The sequence below is a fragment of the Teichococcus aerofrigidensis genome, from assembly GCF_054073225.1.
Genome location: NZ_JBSXMU010000068.1, coordinates 1 through 20,349 on the forward strand (window position 1 = coordinate 1; position 20,349 = coordinate 20,349).

Consider the following 20,349-nt stretch of genomic DNA (forward strand, 5'->3'; position numbering starts at 1 on the left):
GCTCTGGCCCAGCACAGGACCCGCCACTCCCATCAACGGCAACGATAGCAGGGCCGTGGTCCAGAACCGGAATCGCGGCATGCGGAGATATCCTTTGTCGATAGAAAAGGTCATGGCGCCCGTCGCGGCTCCTGCAGCCCGTCGGCCCAGATATTGCCGCTCTCCGGGCGCAGGGGCGCGAAGCCGGGATCCACCCCGCGGATGGCGTTGACCGTGGGACCGCCAACCTCCGGCGGCGCCGGCGGGGCATGGCCGCAGGCGGCCAGTCCCATCGGCAGGAATGCGGTCGCGATGAGCAAGGTTCGCCGCATGCTACGACTCCTCAGGAAGCGGGTTGTTGAGCCACGCAGGCCAGAAAAGTGCAAACCGCAGGGCCCACCTCGGCGGCGAGCTCGAAGCCCGCGTTTCCGCGGAGCCATTCGTTCAGGAACCCTGAAATCAGAGCATAGAAGAAGAAGGCCGCGCGTTCAGGCTTCCAGTTCGGCGCCAGCTCGCCGCGCAGCTCGGCGCGCTCGAAGTGTTCGCGCAAAGTTGTCCGGAACGCCAGATCGGCCGCGCGCCGGCGTTCCAGGGCCGGCGCCATTTCCTCGACATACTCGCAGCGCTGCAACATGATCGTGAGCAGCCGCTTGCGTCGCGGATCCCTCTCGAGATCGTCCATGGCCGCCGAGATGGCATAGGCCATATGCTCAAGCGGGGGGCGATTCGGATCGCAGCAGAGGCGCTCGCGCAACTCGTCGTGCAGAAGGACCAGCCGCTCGTCCAAGGCCAGAAACAGACCCAGCTTGTCACGGAAATGCCAATGCACCGCACCACGGGTACAACCCGCGGCCCTCGCGATCTCGTCCAGCGAAGCCCTGGCCACGCCACGCTCCAGGAAGACCTGCTCGGCCGCGTCCAGCAATGCCTCGCGTGTCTCGTCGGCTTCCTGTTTGGTGCGGCGCGCCATCTCTGACCTTGCGACTAGCGATCTGCCCTTTTATATACATACAGGAAGGTATCTTTACAAGCTGCCGGTCGCGACGCGCCGGGCTTCTCTGGAGGATCCATGCAGCTCCTGTTCCGTCGCGGATCGGCCCTTGTGGGCCTGTTCCTGCTGGCTGCCGTGCCGGCCCTGGCCCAACCGGGGCCGGGTGGCCCACCGGCCGTCGGCGTCATGCCGGCGGCCAAGCGCGCCGTCACCGAAAGCAATGAGTTCATCGGCCGGATCGAGGCGCCGAACCGGGTCGAGATCGTCGCGCGCGTGACGGCCTTCCTGGAGCAGCGCGCCTTCGAGGAAGGCGCCGAGGTCAAGGCCGGCGACCTGCTCTACCGCCTCGAGCGAGGGCCCTTCGAGGCGCAGCTCGACGTGTCCAAGGCGGCCGTGGCCGAGGCCGAGGCACAGCTCACCAACGCCAACATCACCCTCAGCCGCGCCCAGGCGCTGCTGAACACGGTTGCCGGTCAGCGCTCCAATGTGGACAATGCCCTGGCGGCCCAGCGCACCGCCCAGGCCCAGGTGCTCTCCGCCCAGGCGCAGCAGCGCCAGGCGCAGATCAATCTCGACTACACCGAGATCCGCTCCCCGATCGACGGCCGGATCGGCCGCACGGCGGTGACGGTGGGCAATGTGGTCGGGCCGAATTCCGGCGCCCTGACCACCATCGTCAGCCAGGATCCGATGTATGTGAGCTTCACCGTCCCGGTGCGGACGCTGGTCGACCTGCGGGTGCGCTACGCCGATCGCGGCGGGCTGAGCGCCGTGCAGATCCGGCTGCGCATGCCGAACGGCGAGCTCTACGACCAGCCCGGCAGCATCGACTTCACCGATAACGAGATCGGCCGGGATACCGACAGCGTGCTGCTGCGCGGGCGCATCCCCAACCCCCCCCGCCCCGCCGGCTACCGCACGCTGACGGCCAACCAGTTCGTCAATGTCGTCGTGGAGGCGATCCAGCCGGTGCAGATGCTGACCGTGCCGCGCGCGGCGGTGCTCAGCGACGCCCGCGGTGACTTCGTCTATGTCGTCGGCGAGAACAACGTGGCCGAGCGCCGGGCCATCCGCATGAGCAGCCAGTCCACCCCCGAGCTGGCGGTGATCGACGATGGCGTGCGGGAGGGCGAGCGCGTCGTGGTCCAGGGCCTCCAGCGCGTCCGTCCGGGCAACCCGGTCAATGCCGCGCCGGCCGCCAACGCCGCGCCGCAGGGAGGCTGATCCGTGCTGTCAGCCGTTTTCGTCGACCGGCCCCGCCTGGCGATCGTCATCGCGATCGTCATGAGCATCGCCGGTGCCCTGTCGCTGCTGCGCATCCCGGTCTCGCAGCTGCCCGACATCGTGCCGCCACAGGTCCAGGTCTCGGCCACCTATCCGGGTGCCTCCGCCGACGTGGTGGAGAGCGCCGTCGCCCAGCCGCTCGAGGCACAGGTCGTGGGCGTCGACGGCTCGATCTACATGAAGAGCAACAGCGGCAGCGATGGCAGCTACTCGCTGACCGTGAGCTTCGAGCTCGGCACCGATCCCGACATGAACACGGTGAACGTGAACAACCGTGTCCAGGCCGCGATGGCGCTGATGCCCGAGGAGGTGCAGGCGCAGGGCATCAAGGTGGAGAAGCGCTCCTCCTCGATCCTGCAGGTGCTGTTCATCTATTCCGAGGACCCCGAGCGGGGCTACGACCCCCTCTTCCTCACCAACTACGCCACCCTGAACCTGATCGACGAGCTGTCGCGCACCGATGGCGTCGGCTCGGCGACGCTGTTCAGCCGCCAGAACTACGCCATGCGGATCTGGTTCGACACGCGGCGCCTGGTGAGCCTCGGCCTCAACCCGTCGGATATCGTGGGCGCCATCCGGGCGCAGAACCTGCAGGCGCCGGCCGGGCGCATCGGCGCCCCGCCGGTGCCGGACGACCAGCAGATCCAGATGAACGTCCTCACCCAGGGCCGCCTGGAGACGCCCGAGCAGTTCGGCAATATCGTGCTGCGGGCCAATCCGGATGGCTCGGTGCTGCGCGTGCGCGATGTGGCGCGGGTCGAGATGGGCGCCCAGAACGAGGACGCCATGACCCGCCTCAACGGCGGCGACGGCGTCGGACTGGCCATCTACCTGTCGCCCGGCGCCAATGCGGTGCAGACCGCGGCCGCCGTGGAGTCGACGCTGGAGCGGGTGCGCTCGCGCATGCCCGAGGGCATGAACGTCCGCCCGGTCTTCGACACCACCATCTTCGTCAACGACACCATCCACGAGGTCATCAAGACCCTGGTCGAGGCCTTCGTCCTGGTCGCGCTCGTGGTCTTTCTCTTCCTCGGCAACATTCGCGCCACCGTCATCCCGATCGTCGCCGTCCCGGTCAGCCTGATCACCACCTTCGCGGCGCTGCTGGCCATGGGCTACTCCGCCAACACCGTCTCGCTGCTGGCCATGGTCCTGGCCATCGGCATCGTCGTCGACGACGCCATCGTGGTGGTGGAGAATGTCGAGCGCGTGCTGGAGGAGGAGCCGGACATCACCCCGGCCGAGGCGACCAAGAAGGCGATGGCGCAGATCACCGCCCCGATCATCGCCATCACCTTGGTGCTGCTCTCGGTCTTCGTGCCGATCGGCTTCATCCCCGGCCTCTCGGGCGAGCTGTTCCGCCAGTTCGCGGTGACCATCTCGGTCGCGATGGTCTTCTCGGCGATCAACGCCCTGACCCTCTCCCCCGCCCTATGCGCCGTCTTCCTGCGGCACGAGGGGCCGAAGAAGGGGATCATGGGCTGGGTGCTGCGCCGCATCGACAATGTGCGCGACGGCTATGCCTCCATCGTCACGCGGCTGCTGCGCCTGTCCATCCTGTCCGTGGTGCTGGTCGGCGTCTTCGCCTTCGGCGCCTACACGGTCGCCAACCGCACGCCGGCGGGCTTCCTGCCGCAGGAGGACCAGGGCGCCTTCATCATCGCCTTCCAGCTTCCGGACGGCGCCTCGGTCGCGCGCACCAGCCGCGTCGTCGCGCAGATGGAGGCGCAGCTGAAGGAGATGCCGCAGGTCCGGGATTCCATCTCGATCATCGGCTTCTCCCTGCTCGACGACGGCGCCAGCGCCTCGGCGGCGACGATGTTCGTGCAGCTCAAGCCCTTCTCCGAGCGCGGAGGGCCGGGCGACAACGTCAACGCGCTGATCGGCCAGATCTTCGTGCAGAGCCAGCAGATCCGCGAAGCCCAGATCATCCCGATCAACCTGCCCCCGGTCATCGGCCTTTCGACAGGCGGCGGCTTCGAGTATCAGCTGGAATCGCTGGAGGGCGCGTCGCCCGCCGAGATCGGCAACGTCATGCAGGGGCTGCTGGCCGCGGCCAATCAGGATCCGCGCCTGAGCCAGGTCTTCTCGACCTTCAGCTCCCGCTCGCCTTCGCTTTATCTCGACATCGACCGGGACAAAGCGCAGGCCCTCGGCCTACAGATGAGTGACGTCTTCTCGGCGCTGCAAACCACGCTGGGCAGTGCCTTCGTCAACAACTTCAACCTCTATGGCCGCACCTGGCAGGTGCTGGTGCAGGGCGAGGCGGCCGATCGCCGAGACCCGAGCGCGTTGTGGCGGATCGAGATCCGCAACAGCCGTGGCGTGATGGTGCCGCTGCGCTCCATCGCCACGGTGAGGACGGTGGTCGGCCCGCAGACCATCACGCGCTACAACAACTATCGGTCGATCACCATCAACGGCAATCCGGCGCCCGGCGTCTCCTCCGGCGCGGCCATGGATGCCATGGAGGAGATCAGCCGCGACACCCTGCCGGCCGGCTATACCTTCGAATGGACCGGCACCGCCTATCAGGAGCAGCAGGCGGCGGGGCAGACCGGCATCATCCTGGCGCTCGCCGTGCTCTTCGCCTTCCTCTTCCTGGTGGCGCTGTATGAGAGCTGGGTGATCCCGATCCCGGTTCTGCTGTCTGTCACGGTGGGCATCCTCGCCGCCGTCTCGGCGATTCTCCTCGCCGGACTGCCGCTCGACCTCTACGCGCAGATCGGCCTGATCGTGCTGATCGCGCTGGCGGCGAAGAACGGCATCCTGATCGTGGAGTTCGCCAAGGAACAGCGCGAGGCCGGGCTCGGCATCGTCGAGGCGGCGGCCCAGGGCGCCAAGATGCGGTTCCGCGCCGTGATGATGACTTCGATCGCCTTCATCCTGGGCCTGGTGCCCCTGGTCTGGGCCTCGGGTGCCTCGATGCTGGCGCGGCGCGCCGTCTCGACCCCGGTCTTCGCCGGCATGATCGCGGCCTCGACCATCGGCATCTTCCTGATCCCCATGCTCTACGTGGTGTTCCAGGGGATGCGCGAGGCCACCCATCGCCGCTTCGGCCGCGGCCGCCACGCCGAAGCCGCCGCGGGGCGGGAGGGCGGCAAGGCGGCGCATTGACGCACCCGGGCAACCCCGGCCCGGGCCGGCGGTTGGCCTGCATCACGACGACGGCGTGAGAAGGGGCGCCCCCCGGCCGGGGAGCGCCCCTTTCCGTCAGCAGAGGGAGACGAGACATGGCAGGCATGGCCCAGACCCCGGTGCCCAGGGATGGCCAGGAGAAAGGCCGCCGGGGGCCCCACAGGATCCTGATCGTCGGCGGCGGGGCCGGCGGCATCCATCTGGCAACGCGTCTCGGCCGCCGCCTCGGCCGCGAGGGGCGAGCGGAGATCCTGCTGGTGGATCGTGACACCGCGCATATCTGGAAGCCGCTGCTGCACGAGGTGGCGGCCGGCACGCTCGACACGGGGGCGGAGCAGATCGGCTTCGTCGCCCATGCCCGGCGACATGGCTTCCGCTACTGGCCCGGTGCGATGGAGGGGCTGGACCGCGCGGCGAAGCGGGTCCGCCTGGCCCCGCTCCGGGACCGGGACGGCGCTGAGATCCTCGGCGCGCGCGACCTCGCCTACGACACGCTGGTGATCGCGGTGGGCAGCCAGGCCAATGATTTCGGCATCCCCGGCGTCCGCGAGCACTGCGCCTTCATCGACAGCCGCGAGCAGGCCGAGGACTTCAACGAGGCGCTGCGGGCCGCCGTGCTGCGCTGCATCGCCGGGCCGCCGGACGCCACCCTCGATATCGCCATCGTCGGCGCGGGGGCGACGGGCGTCGAGCTCTCGGCCGAGATCGCCACCGCGCTCGACCTGGCTGGCGGCTATGGCTTCCCCGGGCTGCGTCGCCAGTTGCGGCTGACGCTGATCGAGACCGCGCCCCGCATCCTGGGCGCGCTTCCGGAAAAGGTGGCCGAGGCGGCGCGGGAGGAGCTGGAGCGGCAGGGCGTGACCGTGCTGACCGGCGCCGAGGTGGTCGCGGTGGATGACCACGGCATCCGCCTCAAGGACGGTCGCAGCATCCCCGCCACGCTCCGCGTCTGGGCGGCCGGGATCAAGGCGCCGGCCTTCCTGAACGGGCTCGACGGGCTGGAGAGCGCGCGCAGCGGCCAGCTCGTGGTGCGCCCGACCTTGCAGACAACGCGCGACGACGCGGTCTTCGCCATGGGCGACTGTGCCTTTCTCAAGCCCGAGGGGGCCGAGCGGCCGCTGCCCGCCACCGCCCAGGTGGCGCAGCAGCAGGCGGAGCATCTCGCCCGCGCCCTCCCCGACCATCTCGCCGGCCGCCCCCTGACGCCCTTCGCCTATCAGCACAAGGGCGCGCTGGTGGCGCTCGGGCGGTACAACGCCTTCGGCAGCCTTGGCCGGCGGGGGCTGCTCGGCGGCGGCCTGTTCATCGAGGGCAGGTTCGCGCAGTTCAGCTACGCCTCGCTCTACCGGCGCCACCAGCTCGGCCTGCACGGCTTCTGGCGTTCGCTGCTCTACTGGGCGGCCGATCTGCTCCGCAAGGCCAGCGCCCCCGGCGTGCGCATGGAATGAGGCGGCGCCGGCACCCCGCCAGGCGCCTCAGCCGCTGAAGACGACGGTCTTGTTGCCGGTCAGGATCACCCGGTCCTCCAGGAAGAAGGTGATGGCGCGGGCGAGCACGCGGCGCTCGATGTCGCGGCCCTTCCGCACCAGGTCCTCGGCCGTGTCGTTGTGGCTGATGCGCTCGACATCCTGCTCGATGATCGGCCCCTCATCGAGATCGGCGGTGACGAAATGCGCCGTGGCCCCGATCAGCTTCACGCCGCGCGCATGCGCCTGGTGATAGGGGCGGGCACCCTTGAAGCCGGGCAGGAAGGAATGGTGGATGTTGATGCAGCGCCCCGGCAGCTTGGCCGAGAGCCCGTCCGACAGCACCTGCATGTAGCGCGCCAGCACCATCAGGTCCGAGCGCGTCTCCTGGAACAGGCGCCAGATCTCCGCCTCCTGCTCCATCTTGGTCGCCCGCGTCACCGGCAGGTGGTGGAAGGGCACGCCGGTGAAGTCGAGATGCGCGTAGGTCTCCCGCGGGTGGTTGGAGATGATGCCGGTCAGCTCCATCGGCAGCTCGCCGATGCGCCAGCGGTAGAGCAGATCGGCCAGGCAGTGGTCGAAGCGGCTGACCAGCAGCATGACGCGGCGCTTCTCGGAACGGTCGCGCAGTGTCCACTGCATGCCGAAGCGCGCCGCCACGCCCGCGATCGTCTCGCGCAGCGCCGCCTCGCCCTCGGGCGGTATGCCGTTGAAGACGACGCGCATGAAGAAGCGGCCGGTGGCCGTGTCGTCGAACTGCTGCGCCTCGCGGATGTCGCCGCCGGCCTCGTAGAGCGCTCCCGCCACCGCGGCGACGATGCCGGGGCGGTTGGCGCAGGCCAGGGTCAGCACATGGCCGGCGGGAAGGCTGGTCTGGGTTGGGGCAAGGGTCATGGTCGGCTCGGTCCTGGCGGCGGGGGCGGCATCTCGGGGCCAGGGGTTATGCCGCCCCGCCCGCCCTGCCAATGGCCTATCGCATGCGATAGGCGGATGGCGCGGTTGCGGGCATAACGCTGCCGTGCAGACCAAGCCCCCCTCCCCGATCGCTGTCATCGGCGCCGGCCCGGCCGGCCTGATGGCCGCCGAGACCGTCGCCGCCGCGGGCCTGCCCGTCCTGGTGCTGGAGCGCATGCCCTCCGTGGCGCGGAAGTTCCTGATGGCCGGCCGGGGCGGCCTGAACCTGACCCATTCGGAGCCCCTGGCCGATCTCCTCGGCCGCTATGGTGCCGCCACGGCCCGCCTGGCGCCGGCCATCGAGGCCTTTCCCCCCGCCGCGCTGGCGGCCTGGTCCGCCGCGCTGGGCCAGGAGGTCTTCACCGGCAGCTCCGGCCGCGTCTTTCCCCGCGCCCTGAAGGCCTCGCCGCTGCTGCGCGCCTGGCTCGCCCGCCTGGCCTCCCTGGGCGTGGAGATCCGCACCCGGCATCGCTGGCTGGGCTTCGCGCCGGAGGGCGGCCTGCGGGTCGAGGGGCCGGACGGGGAGAGCCTGCTGCGCCCGGCCGCGACGATCCTGGCGCTGGGCGGCGCCTCCTGGCCCCGGCTGGGCAGCGACGGGGGCTGGACTGGCCTCTTTCCGGGCGATGGGGTGGCGCCGCTGCGGCCGGCGAATTGCGGCTTCCGCCTGGTCTGGTCGCCCCACTTCGCGGAGCGCTTCGCCGGCACGCCGCTGAAGCGCATCGCCCTCGCCTTCGAGGGCCGCACGATCCGCGGCGAGGCCATGATCACGCGGGAGGGGATCGAGGGGGGTGCCGTCTACGCCCTCTCCGCCGCCCTGCGCGAGGCGATCGCCGAACGGGGGGTGGCGATGCCCTGTCTCGACCTCCGCCCCGACCTCCCCGCCGCGGAGGTGCGACGCAGGCTGTCGCAGCCGCGGCACGCCCAGTCGCTCTCCACCTTCCTGCGCAAGAGCCTGGCCCTGCCGCCGGTGGCCATCGGCCTGGTGCAGGAGGCCCTGCGCGGCGGCATGCCCGCGGAGCGGCTGCCGGAGCTGGTCAAGGCCCTGCCCCTGCGCCTGGTCGCGCCGCAGGGGCTGGAGCGGGCGATCTCGACGGCCGGCGGCCTGCGCCTCGAGGCCCTCGACGAGCGCTTCATGCTGCGGCGCCATCCCGGCGTCTTCGCCGCCGGCGAGATGCTGAACTGGGAGGCGCCGACGGGCGGCTACCTGCTCCAGGCCTGCTTCTCCACCGGCCGGGCTGCGGCGGAGGGGGCGGTCTCCTGGCTGCGCGACACCGCGCCCCCGCCCGGCGGCCCGCGCGTGATCGACTGAGGCGATCGCTCACCCCGGCTGGTGGGCGCCCTCCCCCGCCTCGTTCCCCACCTCCGGCTCGGGCCAGAGGCCACGCGCCGGCAGCATCACGGTCGGGCGCGGCGGGGTGAGCGCGATGCCCGCCTCGTCGAAGCGCTGCTTGAGCCGCAGGTTGAAGGCACGGCCGACACCCCATTGCTGCAGCGCCCGCGTCCGCAGCCCGCCCATGATGGTGACGCCCTCGGGCGTGAACTGATCGACGCCCCAGATCTGCAGGCCGGTCATCATGTTGTCGCGGAAGTCGGGATCCTGCCGCATCTCCTCGCCGACCTCGTTCATGATCTCCATCACCTTGTTCAGGTCGGAGTCGTAGCCGACCACCACCTTCACCGTGTAGACGCCGAAGCCGCGCGAGCGGTTCTTCAGCGCCTTGATCTGGCTGAAGGGAATGGTGTGCAGGGCGCCGTCGCCATCGCGGATGCGGACGGTGCGGATGGTGACGCTCTCCACCGTGCCGGCGCGGTCGCCGGTATCGATGGTGTCGCCGATGGCGATGGTGTCCTCGATCAGCATGAACAGGCCCGTGATCACGTCCTGCACCAGCTGTTGCGAGCCGAAGGAGATGGCGAGGCCGATGACGCCGGCACCGGCCAGCAGCGGCGCGACATTGATGCCGAGATTGCTCATCACCGCGATCACGGTCAGCACGCAGAGCACGACGAAGGCGAAGTTGCGCATCATCGGCAACAGGGTGCGGGCCCGCGTGCTGTGATCCCAGCCGCGGCTGCCCTCCTTGGGCGCCAGCGCATGCTCCACCGCCGTGTCCACCGCCACCCAGACGACCCAGCCGATGGCGACGGCGACCAGGATGGAGGCGATGGGCCGCAGGATGGCCAGGCCGATGCCGGCGCTGGCCCAGGCGACGATGTCGAAGTCCCACAGCCGCAGGCAGAACACCAGGATGGCGATGGCGGCGACGAAGCGCAGCGCCTGGCGGATCAGGCCCAGGTAGCGCCACTGCAGCTGCCGAGCCAGGCTGCCGCTCGCCTGCTGGCGCCCTTCCAGGAACCGCTTCAGCAACCCGTTCATGGTGAAGGTGACCACCAGGATCAGCACGATCACCCCGATGGTCAGGAGGGCGCGCCCCAGGAAGAAGCCGTGGCCGAGGCCGAGGAAACGGGAGAACACATGGCCGAGGATCAGGGCGAAGCCGAGCAGGTGCCAGTTGCTGGCCAGTTGCCCGCCGACGGAGCGCAACGCGCTGCGTGGCTCCTCCGACCCGGTATGCCGTCCCGCCAGCAGGCGGCGCACGCCACCACGCCGGCGCAGGATGAAGAGGAAGGCCACGACGGCCAGCGCCAGATCCACCGCTCCGCCCGCCAGCATGGCCACATCCGGCCCGATGATCCAGCGCAGCTCCGCCTCCTGGAGCGAGGTGCTCGCCACCGCCAGGGCGGACAGCGCCACCAGCCAGGGCAGGATGCGGCGGCGGGCATAGCGCACCGTGCTCCAGCCCCGGATCGGGCCCAGCAGGTAGAGCAGCGGGAAGCCCAGGCGCCACGTCAGCGCGCCCACCAGGAAGGGCATGGCGATGGTGAGGAACAGGCGCGTCTCCTCCCAGCCGCGCGGCCAGAGCACTGGCCAGGCGAAGATCAGCAGCGTCGCCGGCAGCAGGGGCAGCAGCCGCCGCGCCGCCTCCAGCCCGGCCGTGCGCCAGAGCGCCGCGCGGCCGGAGGCGCGGAAGCGTTCGGCATCCGGGCGGGGGCGCAGCCAGGGCAAGGCGGAGATGCCGTAGAGGAGAGCGGCGGCGACACCCCAGCCGAGCCCCGCCCAGGCCAGGAAGGCCCAGAGGTCGCCGTCCTCCCAGGCATCCTGGAAGCGGCTGCGGATCTGGCTGCCGGCGGCGTTCAGCCGGAAGATCAGGCTGCCGCTGTTCAGCTGGTCCCGCACCGTGTCCCCGACATTGTTCAGCCCCACCGCCACGGCGCCAAGCAGGCCCGAATCCGGCGGCGGCGAACCTGCTTCGGCGGCGGGAGCGGCGGGCTCGCCCCCCGGCGCTGCCCCCGGCGCGGCGCCCGCCGACGGCGCGGCCGAACGGGCGGCCAGGCTGGTCCGCAGCTCCTCGAGCTGGCGGACGAAGGCGGCGCGCTCCTGATCGCTGCGCAGCGTGGCCAGGATGCCGTCCAGCGCCGCCACCGGGTCCGCCACCGGGTCCGCCACTGGGTCCGCCGGCGTCTCCGCCGGGCTTTGCGGGGCAGCCGGCGCCGCGCCCTGAGCCAGGGCGGCCGGTGGAAGCAGCGTCGGCGGAAGCAGGGCCAGCAGAAGGGCCAGCAGAAGGGAGAGGCGGATGATGCGAGGCACTGTCGGTCCTTCGGCGAAGAGCGGCGGCCAGTGGCAGCCGGAAGGATAAGGACGCCCGATCCGGCATCCGGGTTGCCCGCCGGGGCGGCGGGCCACTCACCCGGCGGACGAGCCGCCCGCCGGTGGGCGGAATGTCGGGGAAGTGCCGGACGATGGCAAGCGGGAGCCCGGCCGCCCCGATACGCCATCAGGGCGCGCCATCAGAAGGCATGCCGATGCGCGGCATCAGGGGGAACCCCGTTCCTCGGCCAGGCGACAGCCTCGGCCGAACCGCGGCCGCCGCCGGATCCCGTCACCCCGCCGGAGCGGGAAACCCCGTCCGGAGACCGCCAAAGGAACTGACCGCGCGCGTCGGTCGTGGCAGGCTGCCGGCATGACCAGCCGCACCAGCCTGGCCGGTGGCGAGCGCCACCGCTTCGAGGATCTCAGGGCCCTGCTTGCCGCCGCCTCGCCGCGCCGCTCCGGGGACGAGCTGGCCGGGCTGGCGGCGGACAGCGATGCCCGCCGCGTCGCAGCCCGCATGGCGCTGGCCGACCTCCCGCTCGCCGTCTTCCTCAACGAGGCCCTGGTGCCTTACGAGGCCGATGAGGTGACCCGGCTGATCCTCGACCGGCACGATGCCATGGCCTTCGCCCCGGTCCGCGCCATGACGGTCGGCGGCTTCCGCGACTGGCTGCTCTCGCACGCTGCCGATGGCGCCGCCCTGGCCGCCCTGGCGCCGGGGCTGACGCCCGAGATGGTGGCCGCCGCCAGCAAGCTGATGCGCAACCAGGATCTGATGGCGGTGGCGCGGAAATGCCGCGTGGTCAGCGCCTTCCGCACCACCCTCGGCCTGCCCGGACGGCTGGCCAGCCGGCTGCAGCCGAACCACCCGACCGACGACCCGCGCGGCATCGCGGCGGCCGTGCTGGACGGGCTGCTGCTCGGCAGCGGCGACGCGGTGATCGGCATCAACCCGGCCACCGACAACCTGCCCAACTGCATGCGCCTGCTGGACATGCTCGATGAACTGCGCCAGCGCCACGCGATCCCGACCCAGAGCTGCGTGCTGACCCATGTGACCAGCGCCATCGAGATCATGCGGCGGGGCGCGCCGGTGGATCTGGTCTTTCAGTCGGTCGCCGGAACCGAGGCGGCGAATGCCGGCTTCGGCGTCAATCTCGCCGTGCTGCGGGAGGCGCATGAGGCGGCGCTGGCGCTGGGGCGCGGCACGCTGGGCGACAACGTCATGTATTTCGAGACCGGCCAGGGCGCCGCCCTTTCGGCGGGAGCGCATCACGGCCTCGACCAGCAGACCGCGGAGGCGCGCGCCTATGCCGTGGCGCGGGAGTTCCGCCCCCTGCTCGTCAACACCGTGGTCGGCTTCATCGGCCCGGAATATCTCTATGACGGCAAGCAGATCATCCGCGCCGGGCTCGAGGACCACTTCTGCGGCAAGCTGCTCGGCCTGCCGATGGGGGTGGACGCCTGCTACACCAACCACGCCGAGGCCGACCAGGACGACATGGACCAGCTGATGACGCTGCTCGGCGTGGCCGGCGTGAACTTCCTCATCGCCGTGCCCGGCGCCGACGACATCATGCTGAACTACCAGAGCCTCGCCTTCCATGACGTGCTGGCGCTGCGCGATCTGCTCGGCCTCCGTCCCGCCCCGGAATTCGAGGCCTGGTTGGAACGGATGGGCATGCTGACGCCCGAAGGCCGGCTGCGCGCCCTGGCGCCCGACACCGCCTCCCTGGCTCGCCTGGCCGCCGAGGTCGGCGCGTGAGCGACGGGTGGGAGCGCCTGCGCCGCGCCACCCGCGCCCGGATCGGCCTCGGCCGCAGTGGCGAGGCGGTGGCCATCCGCGACGTCCTGGCCTTCCAGATGGCCCATGCCCAGGCGCGCGACGCCGTGCACGCGGCCCTCGACCCCGGCGCCCTATCCGAGGCCCTGTCCGAGGCCCTGTCCGACGACCCCGGGCCCGGCGTGCCCCTCCTCCTGCACAGCGCCGCGCCGGACCGCGGCACCTATCTGCGCCGGCCGGATCTCGGCCGCAGGCTGGCGGCGGAGAGCGCCGCGGCCATTCCACGGGGCGAGTGGGACATCGCCTTCATCATCGGGGACGGGCTTTCCGCCACGGCGGTGCAGCGGCATGCCGCGCCGGTCCTCCAAGCGGCGCGGCGGCGCCTGCACGGCCTGCGCCTGGCGCCGCCAGTGATCGCCCTGCAGGCGCGGGTGGCGCTGGGCGACGAGATCGGCGCCCGGCTCGGGGCGCGGCTCGCCGTCATGCTGATCGGCGAGCGTCCCGGCCTCAGCGTGGCCGACAGCCTCGGCGCCTATCTCACCTTCGGCCCCCGTCCGGGACGGGCCGATTCGGAGCGGAACTGTGTCTCGAACATCCACGGCGCCGGCGGGCTGAGCCACGCCGGCGCCGCCGACAGGATCGCCTGGCTGGCGCGGCAGGCGCTGACGCTGGGCCTGACCGGCGTGGCGTTGAAGGAGGACATGCAGCCCGCCCTGCCCGACGTCTCCGCCACGCTATCTCCGCCCGGCTGAATCCCCCGCCCGGCTGAATCAGGGCATCCGGTCGAGCCGGTTCTCGAAGACCAGGAAGAAGGGAGGCTTGTCGAAAGGCGGTGGCAGGACATGGCCCCGCGAATCGGCCGGGAAGCGCCGCAGCACCGTGGCATCCAGCACATTGCCGCCGACCGCCTGCACCAGCCCGCCGCCGGCGGCCACCACGATGTCGCAATGCAGGGGGCGGAACTGCCCGGCCTCGGCCAGCCGGTCCTGCCAGTGCAGCAGCGGCAGGCGCGACCGGTCGGCGCAGAGGAGATCGCCGGGCGCGGCAGCGTAGCCGGCCGGGTCGTGCGGCAGGAAGGCCGCCCCGGAGGGGTTCCAGGCGGCCTCCGACAGCAGCCGGTCGATGTACCAGGCATGGGCCGCGGCCGCCGGGAAGACCGAGGGCGGCACGCCGGCCCGCTGCAGGACCGCGCTGACGAAGGCCGCCGACCAGGCGGGATAGGCCCAGAGGGAGATGGAGGGCTGCGGCGGCGGGGCGCCCGGCGGCGTCGCCTCCAGCAGCGCCAGCATCATCGAATCATGCGTGTTGCGCAGCCGGCTGGCGACCGCCGGCCCCTCGGGCGTGGACGACCAGTAATCGAGGATGCGCGTGTAGTTGTCGGGATCGGCCGGCTGCGGCAGCGCCTCCGGCCAGCCCTCCACGACGAGCTCGCCCCAGGCCCGCCATTCGGTGAGGGCAGCCCGGACGAGGCGCCCTCGCCAGGGTGACAGGGCTTCCGTCGCCTCCGGCTCCGGGAGCGGGCGAACGGGAGCCGAGCAGGCGGCGCAGGCCAGAAGGAGAAGGGCGATCAAGCCGGTTACGCACCGGCGGCCTTGAGGCATTCCTGTCGTTCCCGAACGCGGTTGCGGGCAGGAAACGCCGTGAAGCGTCCAAGGTCACGTCAGGATATGCAAGCGTCAGCCGGGCAGGCGCCGGTCAGATGGCGACGCGCTTCAGGGTCGCACCCTTGGTCACGCCCTTCTCGGCCGGCGGCCTGCTGAACTCCTGCGCCCGCACGACCGGCGGCAGCTCGGCGGCCTGGACAGGCGCCGACGGGCGACGCCACAGGCGGACGACCTTGTAGGCCAGGAAGCAGACGACGAGGGCACCGATGCCCATCAGCGCGTAGCTGGTGTACTCCTCGCCCAGCCAGGCCACGGCATACCAGCCGGCGGCGACGAAGGAGCCGGCCCAGAGGCCGGCGGCGATGAAGTTCAGGATGGCGAATCGGCTGTGCTTCATGCCGGCGATGCCACAGGCGGCCGAGGCCACGTTGCGCACGCCATAGACGAAGCGGAAGGTCAGGACGAACAGCGTGCCGTAGCGTTCCAGGAAGCGCAGGGCCTTGGCGACCTTGCGCTCCGCCGCGGGCAGTTTGCGCAGGGCCCGCACGCCATAGCGTTGACCCAGGGTGAACCAGAGCTGATCGCCCAGGAAGGAGCCGATCCAGACCGAGATCATGAGGAACCAGGGGTTGATCAGTCCGGTCGCCTGACCGGCGGCGGCGGCGAGCAGGACGAAGGTCTCGCCCTCGAAAAACGCCCATGCCGCCGCGGCCAGATAGGCCAGCAAGCCCCAATCGGCCCAGAACTCTGCCACGCAGCCCTCCCCAGTCACGGCAATGAGAGACGATGAGGGAGAACGAGCCTGAAAGGGAATAGGTATCGGCGACCGGCAGTAAAAAAAATCGCGCCGCGTGGCGGAAAATCAGCCAAGTCCAGGGCTGCGGCCGGCGCCCCATGGAAGCGCCGGACCGCGAGGTCGTGGCTCAGCCGAAGAAGTAGTCCGAGGCGGACAGGCCGGTGACGCCCTTCAGCGTGACATGGGATTCCCATCCGTTGCCATCGGAGATCGTCGCCACCCCACCGGAGAAGGACAGCTTGGCGTCGCCGGAGAAGCCGCTGAGCTGCAGCTTGTCGGTGCCGCGCGCGAAATCCGTGATGGTGTCGTGGCCGGCGCCCTTGGCGATGACGAAGATATCCGCCCCCCGCCCGCCGGTGAGCACATCGTTGCCGCCACGCCCGTCCAGGACGTTGCTGCCGTCGTTGCCGATGATGATATTGGCCAGGCCGTTGCCATAGCCCTTGGAGTTGCCGTAGCCGGTGAAGGTGAGGTTCTCCACCTGGTCCGGCAGGGTGTAGCTGTGCAGCCAGGTCTTCACCGTATCGGTGCCCTGCCCGGCATATTCGACGACGCGGTCGCTGGCTGTGTTGACGATGAAGGTGTCATCGCCCTTGCCGCCATACATGGTGGCGTTGCTGCGGGCCGAGAACTGCTCGTTGGCGTCGCTGCCCCAGAGGCTGACCCCGGCATGATTGCCCCAGACCACCTTGCTGGGCGCATCGGAGGCCTCCGCGGTGGGCACGGCGGGCTGCGACGGCGTGGTCGGCGGCGTTACCACCGGCGATCCGCCGGAATTCCCGCCAGAGGAACCATTGCCCGAGGAACCATTGCCCGAGGAACCGCCGGTCGATCCGCCGACCTCCGGCGCGCCCGAGCCGCCCCCGCCGAAGGCGGCCTTGTAGGCGGCGCCGGTCCGGGGCTCGGTGCCGTCGGAGATCTTGCCCGGGAAGGCGTCGTTGGAATCCCAGTAGGTCTGGTAGACGACGTCGTGGCTCTCGAACCAGTCCTGCACCAGCTTGATGTAGGGCGCGGCGGTGTCGGTCTTGACGCCCCATTCCGAATAGGCGGTGGGCTTGCCATGCGCGTCGGCGAAGTTCTCGAGCCACTTCAGCCCGTACTTCAGGTCGCGCACCGTCTCGAAGGCCTTGACCGGATCGTTGCCGGTGTATTCGGGCTTCCAGTAGAAATCCATGCCGATGATGTCGACATAGTCGTCGCCCGGATAGGCCTTGGCCGGGTCGATCCCGCCGGACGCCTCATTGACGTTCCACTCGAACTTGAAGCGGTCGGAGACCGAGCGGAAGGCCTCGACGAACTCGCGGAAGGCGCCGATGAAGGCCTGCTCCTTGCCGATGGCATTCCAGTAGAACCAGTTTCCGTTGAATTCCCAGCCGGTGCGGACATAGATGTCGTCGCTACCGGGCGTGCCGTTCACCAGCGTCTGCGCCACCGTGCGGTAGTACTGGTTGTAGTCGCCATTCGCGGCGGAATAGAGGTTGGCGTCCCGCGTGATCAGCGGCACCGACCAGAAGAGGTCGCGCCCCGTCGGCTTCCAGAGGTCGTTGACCATCCACCTGGCGCTACTGACGAAGTCGTTCCAGTTGGCGAAGCCGACGACGGCATGGATGCCGTCCACCTCGTGTCCCAGCCATTTCTCGAAGTTGGAGACCTGGTTTCTGTCATTGCCGACATACACGCCGAGAAGTGCCATGGGGGCATCCTTTGGGCTGAGCGGTCCGATCCCGGAAGCTTCCCTGTGTTCACGGGAAGGCCGGTCGTCGCGCGGAGTGTCCAGAGGGATGACGCCGGGCCGGAACAGCCCCGCGCCGCTCGGTCACGGCCAGGCACGGGCCGATGCGTCCCGGCGTATCGGGAGCGTCGCGCCTCTCGCCAGGCCATGGCCTGAACCGAAGGTGTGCGCCAGGGCTGGGCGCGCGATGGCGCGGCAGTGTCCTCTGCGCTCACGGCATGCTTGGCGTCACCCTCCCAGGAGGGATGGCCTTCACCAGGCATTTAGTTACGATATAGTAACTATTGATTTGGCGTGCGGCGCCGAGGGGGATCTGAATGTCTCTTCCGCAGAATGCCTTCCGCCAGGACTGATCCGGATGACGACCACCCGCCGGCGCGGCGCGATCTTCTCCTCAGCAGCAGCTCGAGAAAATATGCCGGCCCTTCTGGCCTTTGCCGTGCTCCCTGTGACAGAGTTCACTCACGATTGAGCGATCTTCGAATGTTTGTGTAAGCACCCTCGTAACGTATTGCAACCTGAAATTTGTCGAGACCCAGGTTGCGATATGAAAGCGCAGAAGATGCTGCCGCCATCGCGGGATTTCGCGAGACGCAACTCTCGCTTTGCAGGAGGCCCTTCGCCGCCTGCCGAAGAATGCTGGTGCAGACTTCAATTTCTTCGTTTGCTGCTCATCATTCCCGCCACGACCACGTGGCGCCGGTTGTGACTCCCCGCTCACCGCCATCATGTCCCGACGACCGCGGCGCGATGACGTGGCCAAGGTCGCTGTGGTGTTCCGCTACCTCACTGGCGGCGTTAGAAGAACTTCATCAGGCTCCGGGCGCCCCGCCGGAAACCTTGAGCGCGGAATGGTGCTGATCGGTGACAAGGAGAGGTCTTCCCATGCGGCACCCATTCTCGAGGCCGCGGCCGGCGGCGCTGCGACGGGCTCTGCGGGCAGGCGCCCTTCTGCTCCCGTTCGTCCTTCTCGCCGCCTGCGACGATCCCAAGCCGACCCAGCAGCAGGGCTTCGCCTCCGAGGCCCGCGCGCTGTCTGAGGAGCGGCTGCGCGCCCGGGCTAAGGGGCCCGGGGCCAGCTTCCGCGCCGTGCAGGTCTATCCGCAGGCCAGCTCCGGCGCGGTCGCCGTCTGCGGCCAGATGAACCTGACCGGCGCCACCGAGGAGGCCTTCATTCCTTTCGTCTCTGTCGTCACGCCGGCGGCCGAGGCGGGCGCGACGCCTCAGATCGAGCAGTTCCTGGCCGCCAGCACGGTGGAAGCCACCCGGACCTATATCGAGATGCTCGATCGCTGCCGCGAGAACGGTGGCCCGTCGCCGGGCGGCCGTCCCGGCGCGCAGCCCCTGCCCCCCGTGCCCGGAAGCTTTCCGAGCCACACCCCAGCCCCGCCCACCCCGCCGGCGCCCCAATCGACGCCCCCGTCAGCATCCGCCCCTCCCGCGCCCGGCCCTGCCGCGGCCACCCCGGCGGAGGGCAGCGCCTTGGCGCGGCAGAACGCCAATCTCCGCGCCAGCCCCCTGGGCGGGGGCGAGGTGCTGCGCGTGGTGCCGCGCGGCACCGGCCTGACGATTTTCGGACGCGCGCCGGGCGGATGGTACCAGGTCGGCACGGGGCAGCCCGAGGGCTGGGTCCACGGCAGCATGCTGCAGGTTCAGTAAAGCCGGCGCGGCGGCCCTTCCGGCGGGCTCAGGGCTCCAGGAGCCGCAGCACCGCCGCGATATGCGACGCGCGCTGCGCCCTGACCTCGGCCTCGGCGGGGCGGCCGAGGATCATGTCCCAGATCCCCCCCAGGAACAGCGGCGCCAGCAGCACATGCGCCAGGCCGGAATCCGTCGCCACGCCGGCGCGGAACTCGCCCGCCGCCTCGCCTTCCCGCAACACCGCCTGAAGCAGGCTGATGGCGGGATCGAGGATCTCGGCGCGGTAGGAGGCCGCGAGCTCGGGAAAGGCGCCGGATTCGCCCACCATCAGCTTCAGCAGGATGCGGTCGCGCCGGTCGTCGCGCAGCCTGTCCTCGTAGGCGAAGCGAAACATCTCGACGAGCTGCGCGCGGCGCGAGCCGGAGAAGGTCAGGCGCAGCCGTGCCAACTCCTCGAGGGTGGAGCGGGCGCAGGAGCCGATGGCGGCCCGGAAGAGGTCCGCCTTTCCGCCGGGATGGTAGTGGTAGAGCAGGCCCTTGGTCACCGCGGCGCGGCGCGCCACCGCCGCCATCCGCGCGCCGGCATAGCCGCGCTCGGCGAATTCCTCCACGGCCGCGGTGAGGATCTGGGCCTGCCGTTCCTCGACGGGCAGGCGGCTGCGGGCGGGGCGCTCGGCGGGCGGGGGCATGTTGGGCTGATAGCACTATTGACCAATCGGTCAATAGCCGGGATGATGCGGCCCGCGGACCCTCTCGCAGGTTGAGCATGCTCGAAACTTCTCCCGCCGCCACGACGCGCCGTGCCGGCCCGCCGGCCCCCGTGCGATGGCGCCGCAGGTGGCTGCCCGGGCTGCTCCTTCTGCTCGCCGCCGCCGCGGCGGGCTGGTACCTGCTGCGGCCCGCCGCCGGCCCTCCCCCTGCTCCTCCCCTTGCCTCGCCCCCGCTCACCGCCGCGCCGCCCCCCGTGCTGACCGTGGCGACGGCCCCGGTGACCCTCCGGCCGATGGAGCGGCTGGTCGTCGGCGATGGCTCCGTCGTCCCCTGGCAGGAGCTGGTGCTGGGGGCGGAGGCCGGCGGCCTCCGGGTCGAGGCCGTGCTGGTGGAGGAAGGCGATGCGGTCCGGGCCGGCCAGGTGCTGGCGCGCATGGACGACCGGCTGCCGGCCGCCCAGCTCGGTCAGGCCGAGGCCGGCGTCGCCGAGGCCGAGGCGGCGCTCGACATCGCGCGGGCCGACCTGCGCCGTGCCGAGGAGCTGGCGCGCAGCCAGAACACGCCGCGCCAGGTGCTGGACCAGCGCCGGGCGGCCGCCCGCCAGGCCGAGGCCCGCCTC

Annotated in this window: 15 protein-coding genes and 1 pseudogene; 8 read left to right on the forward strand and 8 right to left on the reverse strand. The window is 70.6% G+C overall.

The genetic code is table 11. The annotated features are described in order from the left end of the window. Window positions 1-110: 110 nt before the first annotated feature. Together ACVMLK_RS14100 and ACVMLK_RS14105 are read right to left on the reverse strand one after the other, a co-directional pair. Complete coding sequence (locus ACVMLK_RS14100) at window positions 111-311, reverse strand: hypothetical protein (protein WP_198367240.1); 201 nt, start codon at window positions 309-311, stop codon at window positions 111-113. Window positions 312-322: 11 nt separating this feature from the next. Next, window positions 323-949, reverse strand: coding sequence for a TetR family transcriptional regulator (locus tag ACVMLK_RS14105; protein ID WP_457486728.1), 627 nt, complete (start codon window positions 947-949; stop codon window positions 323-325). Between the two features lie 99 nt (window positions 950-1,048). Between ACVMLK_RS14105 and ACVMLK_RS14110 the strand changes: the two genes are divergently transcribed. From ACVMLK_RS14110 to ACVMLK_RS14120, 3 genes are all read left to right on the forward strand, one after another. Continuing rightward, the gene (locus ACVMLK_RS14110; protein WP_198367242.1) at window positions 1,049-2,194 is read left to right on the forward strand and encodes an efflux RND transporter periplasmic adaptor subunit; all 1,146 of its coding nucleotides are present in this window, start codon (window positions 1,049-1,051) and stop codon (window positions 2,192-2,194) included. A gap of 3 nt (window positions 2,195-2,197) precedes the next feature. Then, window positions 2,198-5,371 (forward strand): efflux RND transporter permease subunit, encoded by a 3,174-nt coding sequence (locus ACVMLK_RS14115; protein WP_457486729.1) that lies wholly within the window; start codon window positions 2,198-2,200, stop codon window positions 5,369-5,371. Between the two features lie 116 nt (window positions 5,372-5,487). Beyond that, complete coding sequence (locus tag ACVMLK_RS14120; protein WP_457486730.1) at window positions 5,488-6,840, forward strand: NAD(P)/FAD-dependent oxidoreductase; 1,353 nt, start codon at window positions 5,488-5,490, stop codon at window positions 6,838-6,840. Between the two features lie 27 nt (window positions 6,841-6,867). Here ACVMLK_RS14120 and purU read toward each other — a convergent pair whose 3' ends face one another. Then, window positions 6,868-7,752 carry a formyltetrahydrofolate deformylase gene (gene purU, locus ACVMLK_RS14125; RefSeq protein ID WP_198367245.1) on the reverse strand — a complete coding sequence of 295 codons (885 nt, stop codon included), beginning with the start codon at window positions 7,750-7,752 and terminating at the stop codon, window positions 6,868-6,870. Window positions 7,753-7,876: 124 nt separating this feature from the next. Between purU and ACVMLK_RS14130 the strand changes: the two genes are divergently transcribed. After that, window positions 7,877-9,121: an NAD(P)/FAD-dependent oxidoreductase gene (locus ACVMLK_RS14130; RefSeq protein ID WP_457486731.1), complete on the forward strand. Its 1,245-nt coding sequence runs from the start codon at window positions 7,877-7,879 to the stop codon at window positions 9,119-9,121. A gap of 9 nt (window positions 9,122-9,130) precedes the next feature. Here ACVMLK_RS14130 and ACVMLK_RS14135 read toward each other — a convergent pair whose 3' ends face one another. Continuing rightward, complete coding sequence (locus tag ACVMLK_RS14135) at window positions 9,131-11,461, reverse strand: mechanosensitive ion channel domain-containing protein (RefSeq protein WP_457486732.1); 2,331 nt, start codon at window positions 11,459-11,461, stop codon at window positions 9,131-9,133. 373 nt (window positions 11,462-11,834) lie between these two features. Between ACVMLK_RS14135 and ACVMLK_RS14140 the strand changes: the two genes are divergently transcribed. After that, a complete protein-coding gene (locus tag ACVMLK_RS14140) occupies window positions 11,835-13,229 on the forward strand; it encodes an ethanolamine ammonia-lyase subunit EutB (protein ID WP_457486733.1) in 1,395 nt (464 codons plus the stop codon). Further along, window positions 13,226-13,999 carry an ethanolamine ammonia-lyase subunit EutC gene (gene eutC, locus ACVMLK_RS14145; RefSeq protein WP_457486734.1) on the forward strand — a complete coding sequence of 258 codons (774 nt, stop codon included), beginning with the start codon at window positions 13,226-13,228 and terminating at the stop codon, window positions 13,997-13,999. The genes ACVMLK_RS14140 and eutC overlap by 4 nt, the downstream gene beginning before the upstream one ends. An 18-nt stretch (window positions 14,000-14,017) precedes the next feature. On the opposite strand, the gene ACVMLK_RS14150 is transcribed toward eutC, so the two are convergent. The 3 genes from ACVMLK_RS14150 to ACVMLK_RS14160 all read right to left on the reverse strand — a co-directional run bounded on the left by ACVMLK_RS14150 (window position 14,018) and on the right by ACVMLK_RS14160 (window position 17,340). Next, window positions 14,018-14,818 carry a DUF2272 domain-containing protein gene (locus ACVMLK_RS14150; protein ID WP_457486735.1) on the reverse strand — a complete coding sequence of 267 codons (801 nt, stop codon included), beginning with the start codon at window positions 14,816-14,818 and terminating at the stop codon, window positions 14,018-14,020. A gap of 124 nt (window positions 14,819-14,942) precedes the next feature. After that, the gene (locus ACVMLK_RS14155; RefSeq protein WP_457486736.1) at window positions 14,943-15,605 is read right to left on the reverse strand and encodes a DedA family protein; all 663 of its coding nucleotides are present in this window, start codon (window positions 15,603-15,605) and stop codon (window positions 14,943-14,945) included. A gap of 169 nt (window positions 15,606-15,774) precedes the next feature. Beyond that, entirely contained in the window at window positions 15,775-17,340 is a 1,566-nt protein-coding gene (locus ACVMLK_RS14160) for a glycosyl hydrolase (protein WP_457486737.1), read from the reverse strand. 924 nt (window positions 17,341-18,264) lie between these two features. Here ACVMLK_RS14160 and ACVMLK_RS14165 point away from each other — a divergent pair. Further along, window positions 18,265-19,038: an SH3 domain-containing protein gene (locus ACVMLK_RS14165; RefSeq protein WP_457486738.1), complete on the forward strand. Its 774-nt coding sequence runs from the start codon at window positions 18,265-18,267 to the stop codon at window positions 19,036-19,038. Between the two features lie 28 nt (window positions 19,039-19,066). Here the strand turns inward: ACVMLK_RS14165 and ACVMLK_RS14170 are convergent, their stop codons facing one another. Beyond that, the gene (locus ACVMLK_RS14170; protein ID WP_457486739.1) at window positions 19,067-19,708 is read right to left on the reverse strand and encodes a TetR/AcrR family transcriptional regulator; all 642 of its coding nucleotides are present in this window, start codon (window positions 19,706-19,708) and stop codon (window positions 19,067-19,069) included. A gap of 131 nt (window positions 19,709-19,839) precedes the next feature. On the opposite strand from ACVMLK_RS14170, the pseudogene ACVMLK_RS14175 reads away from it, so the two are divergent. Further along, window positions 19,840-20,349: pseudogene (locus ACVMLK_RS14175) on the forward strand (hypothetical protein); the annotation flags it as partial.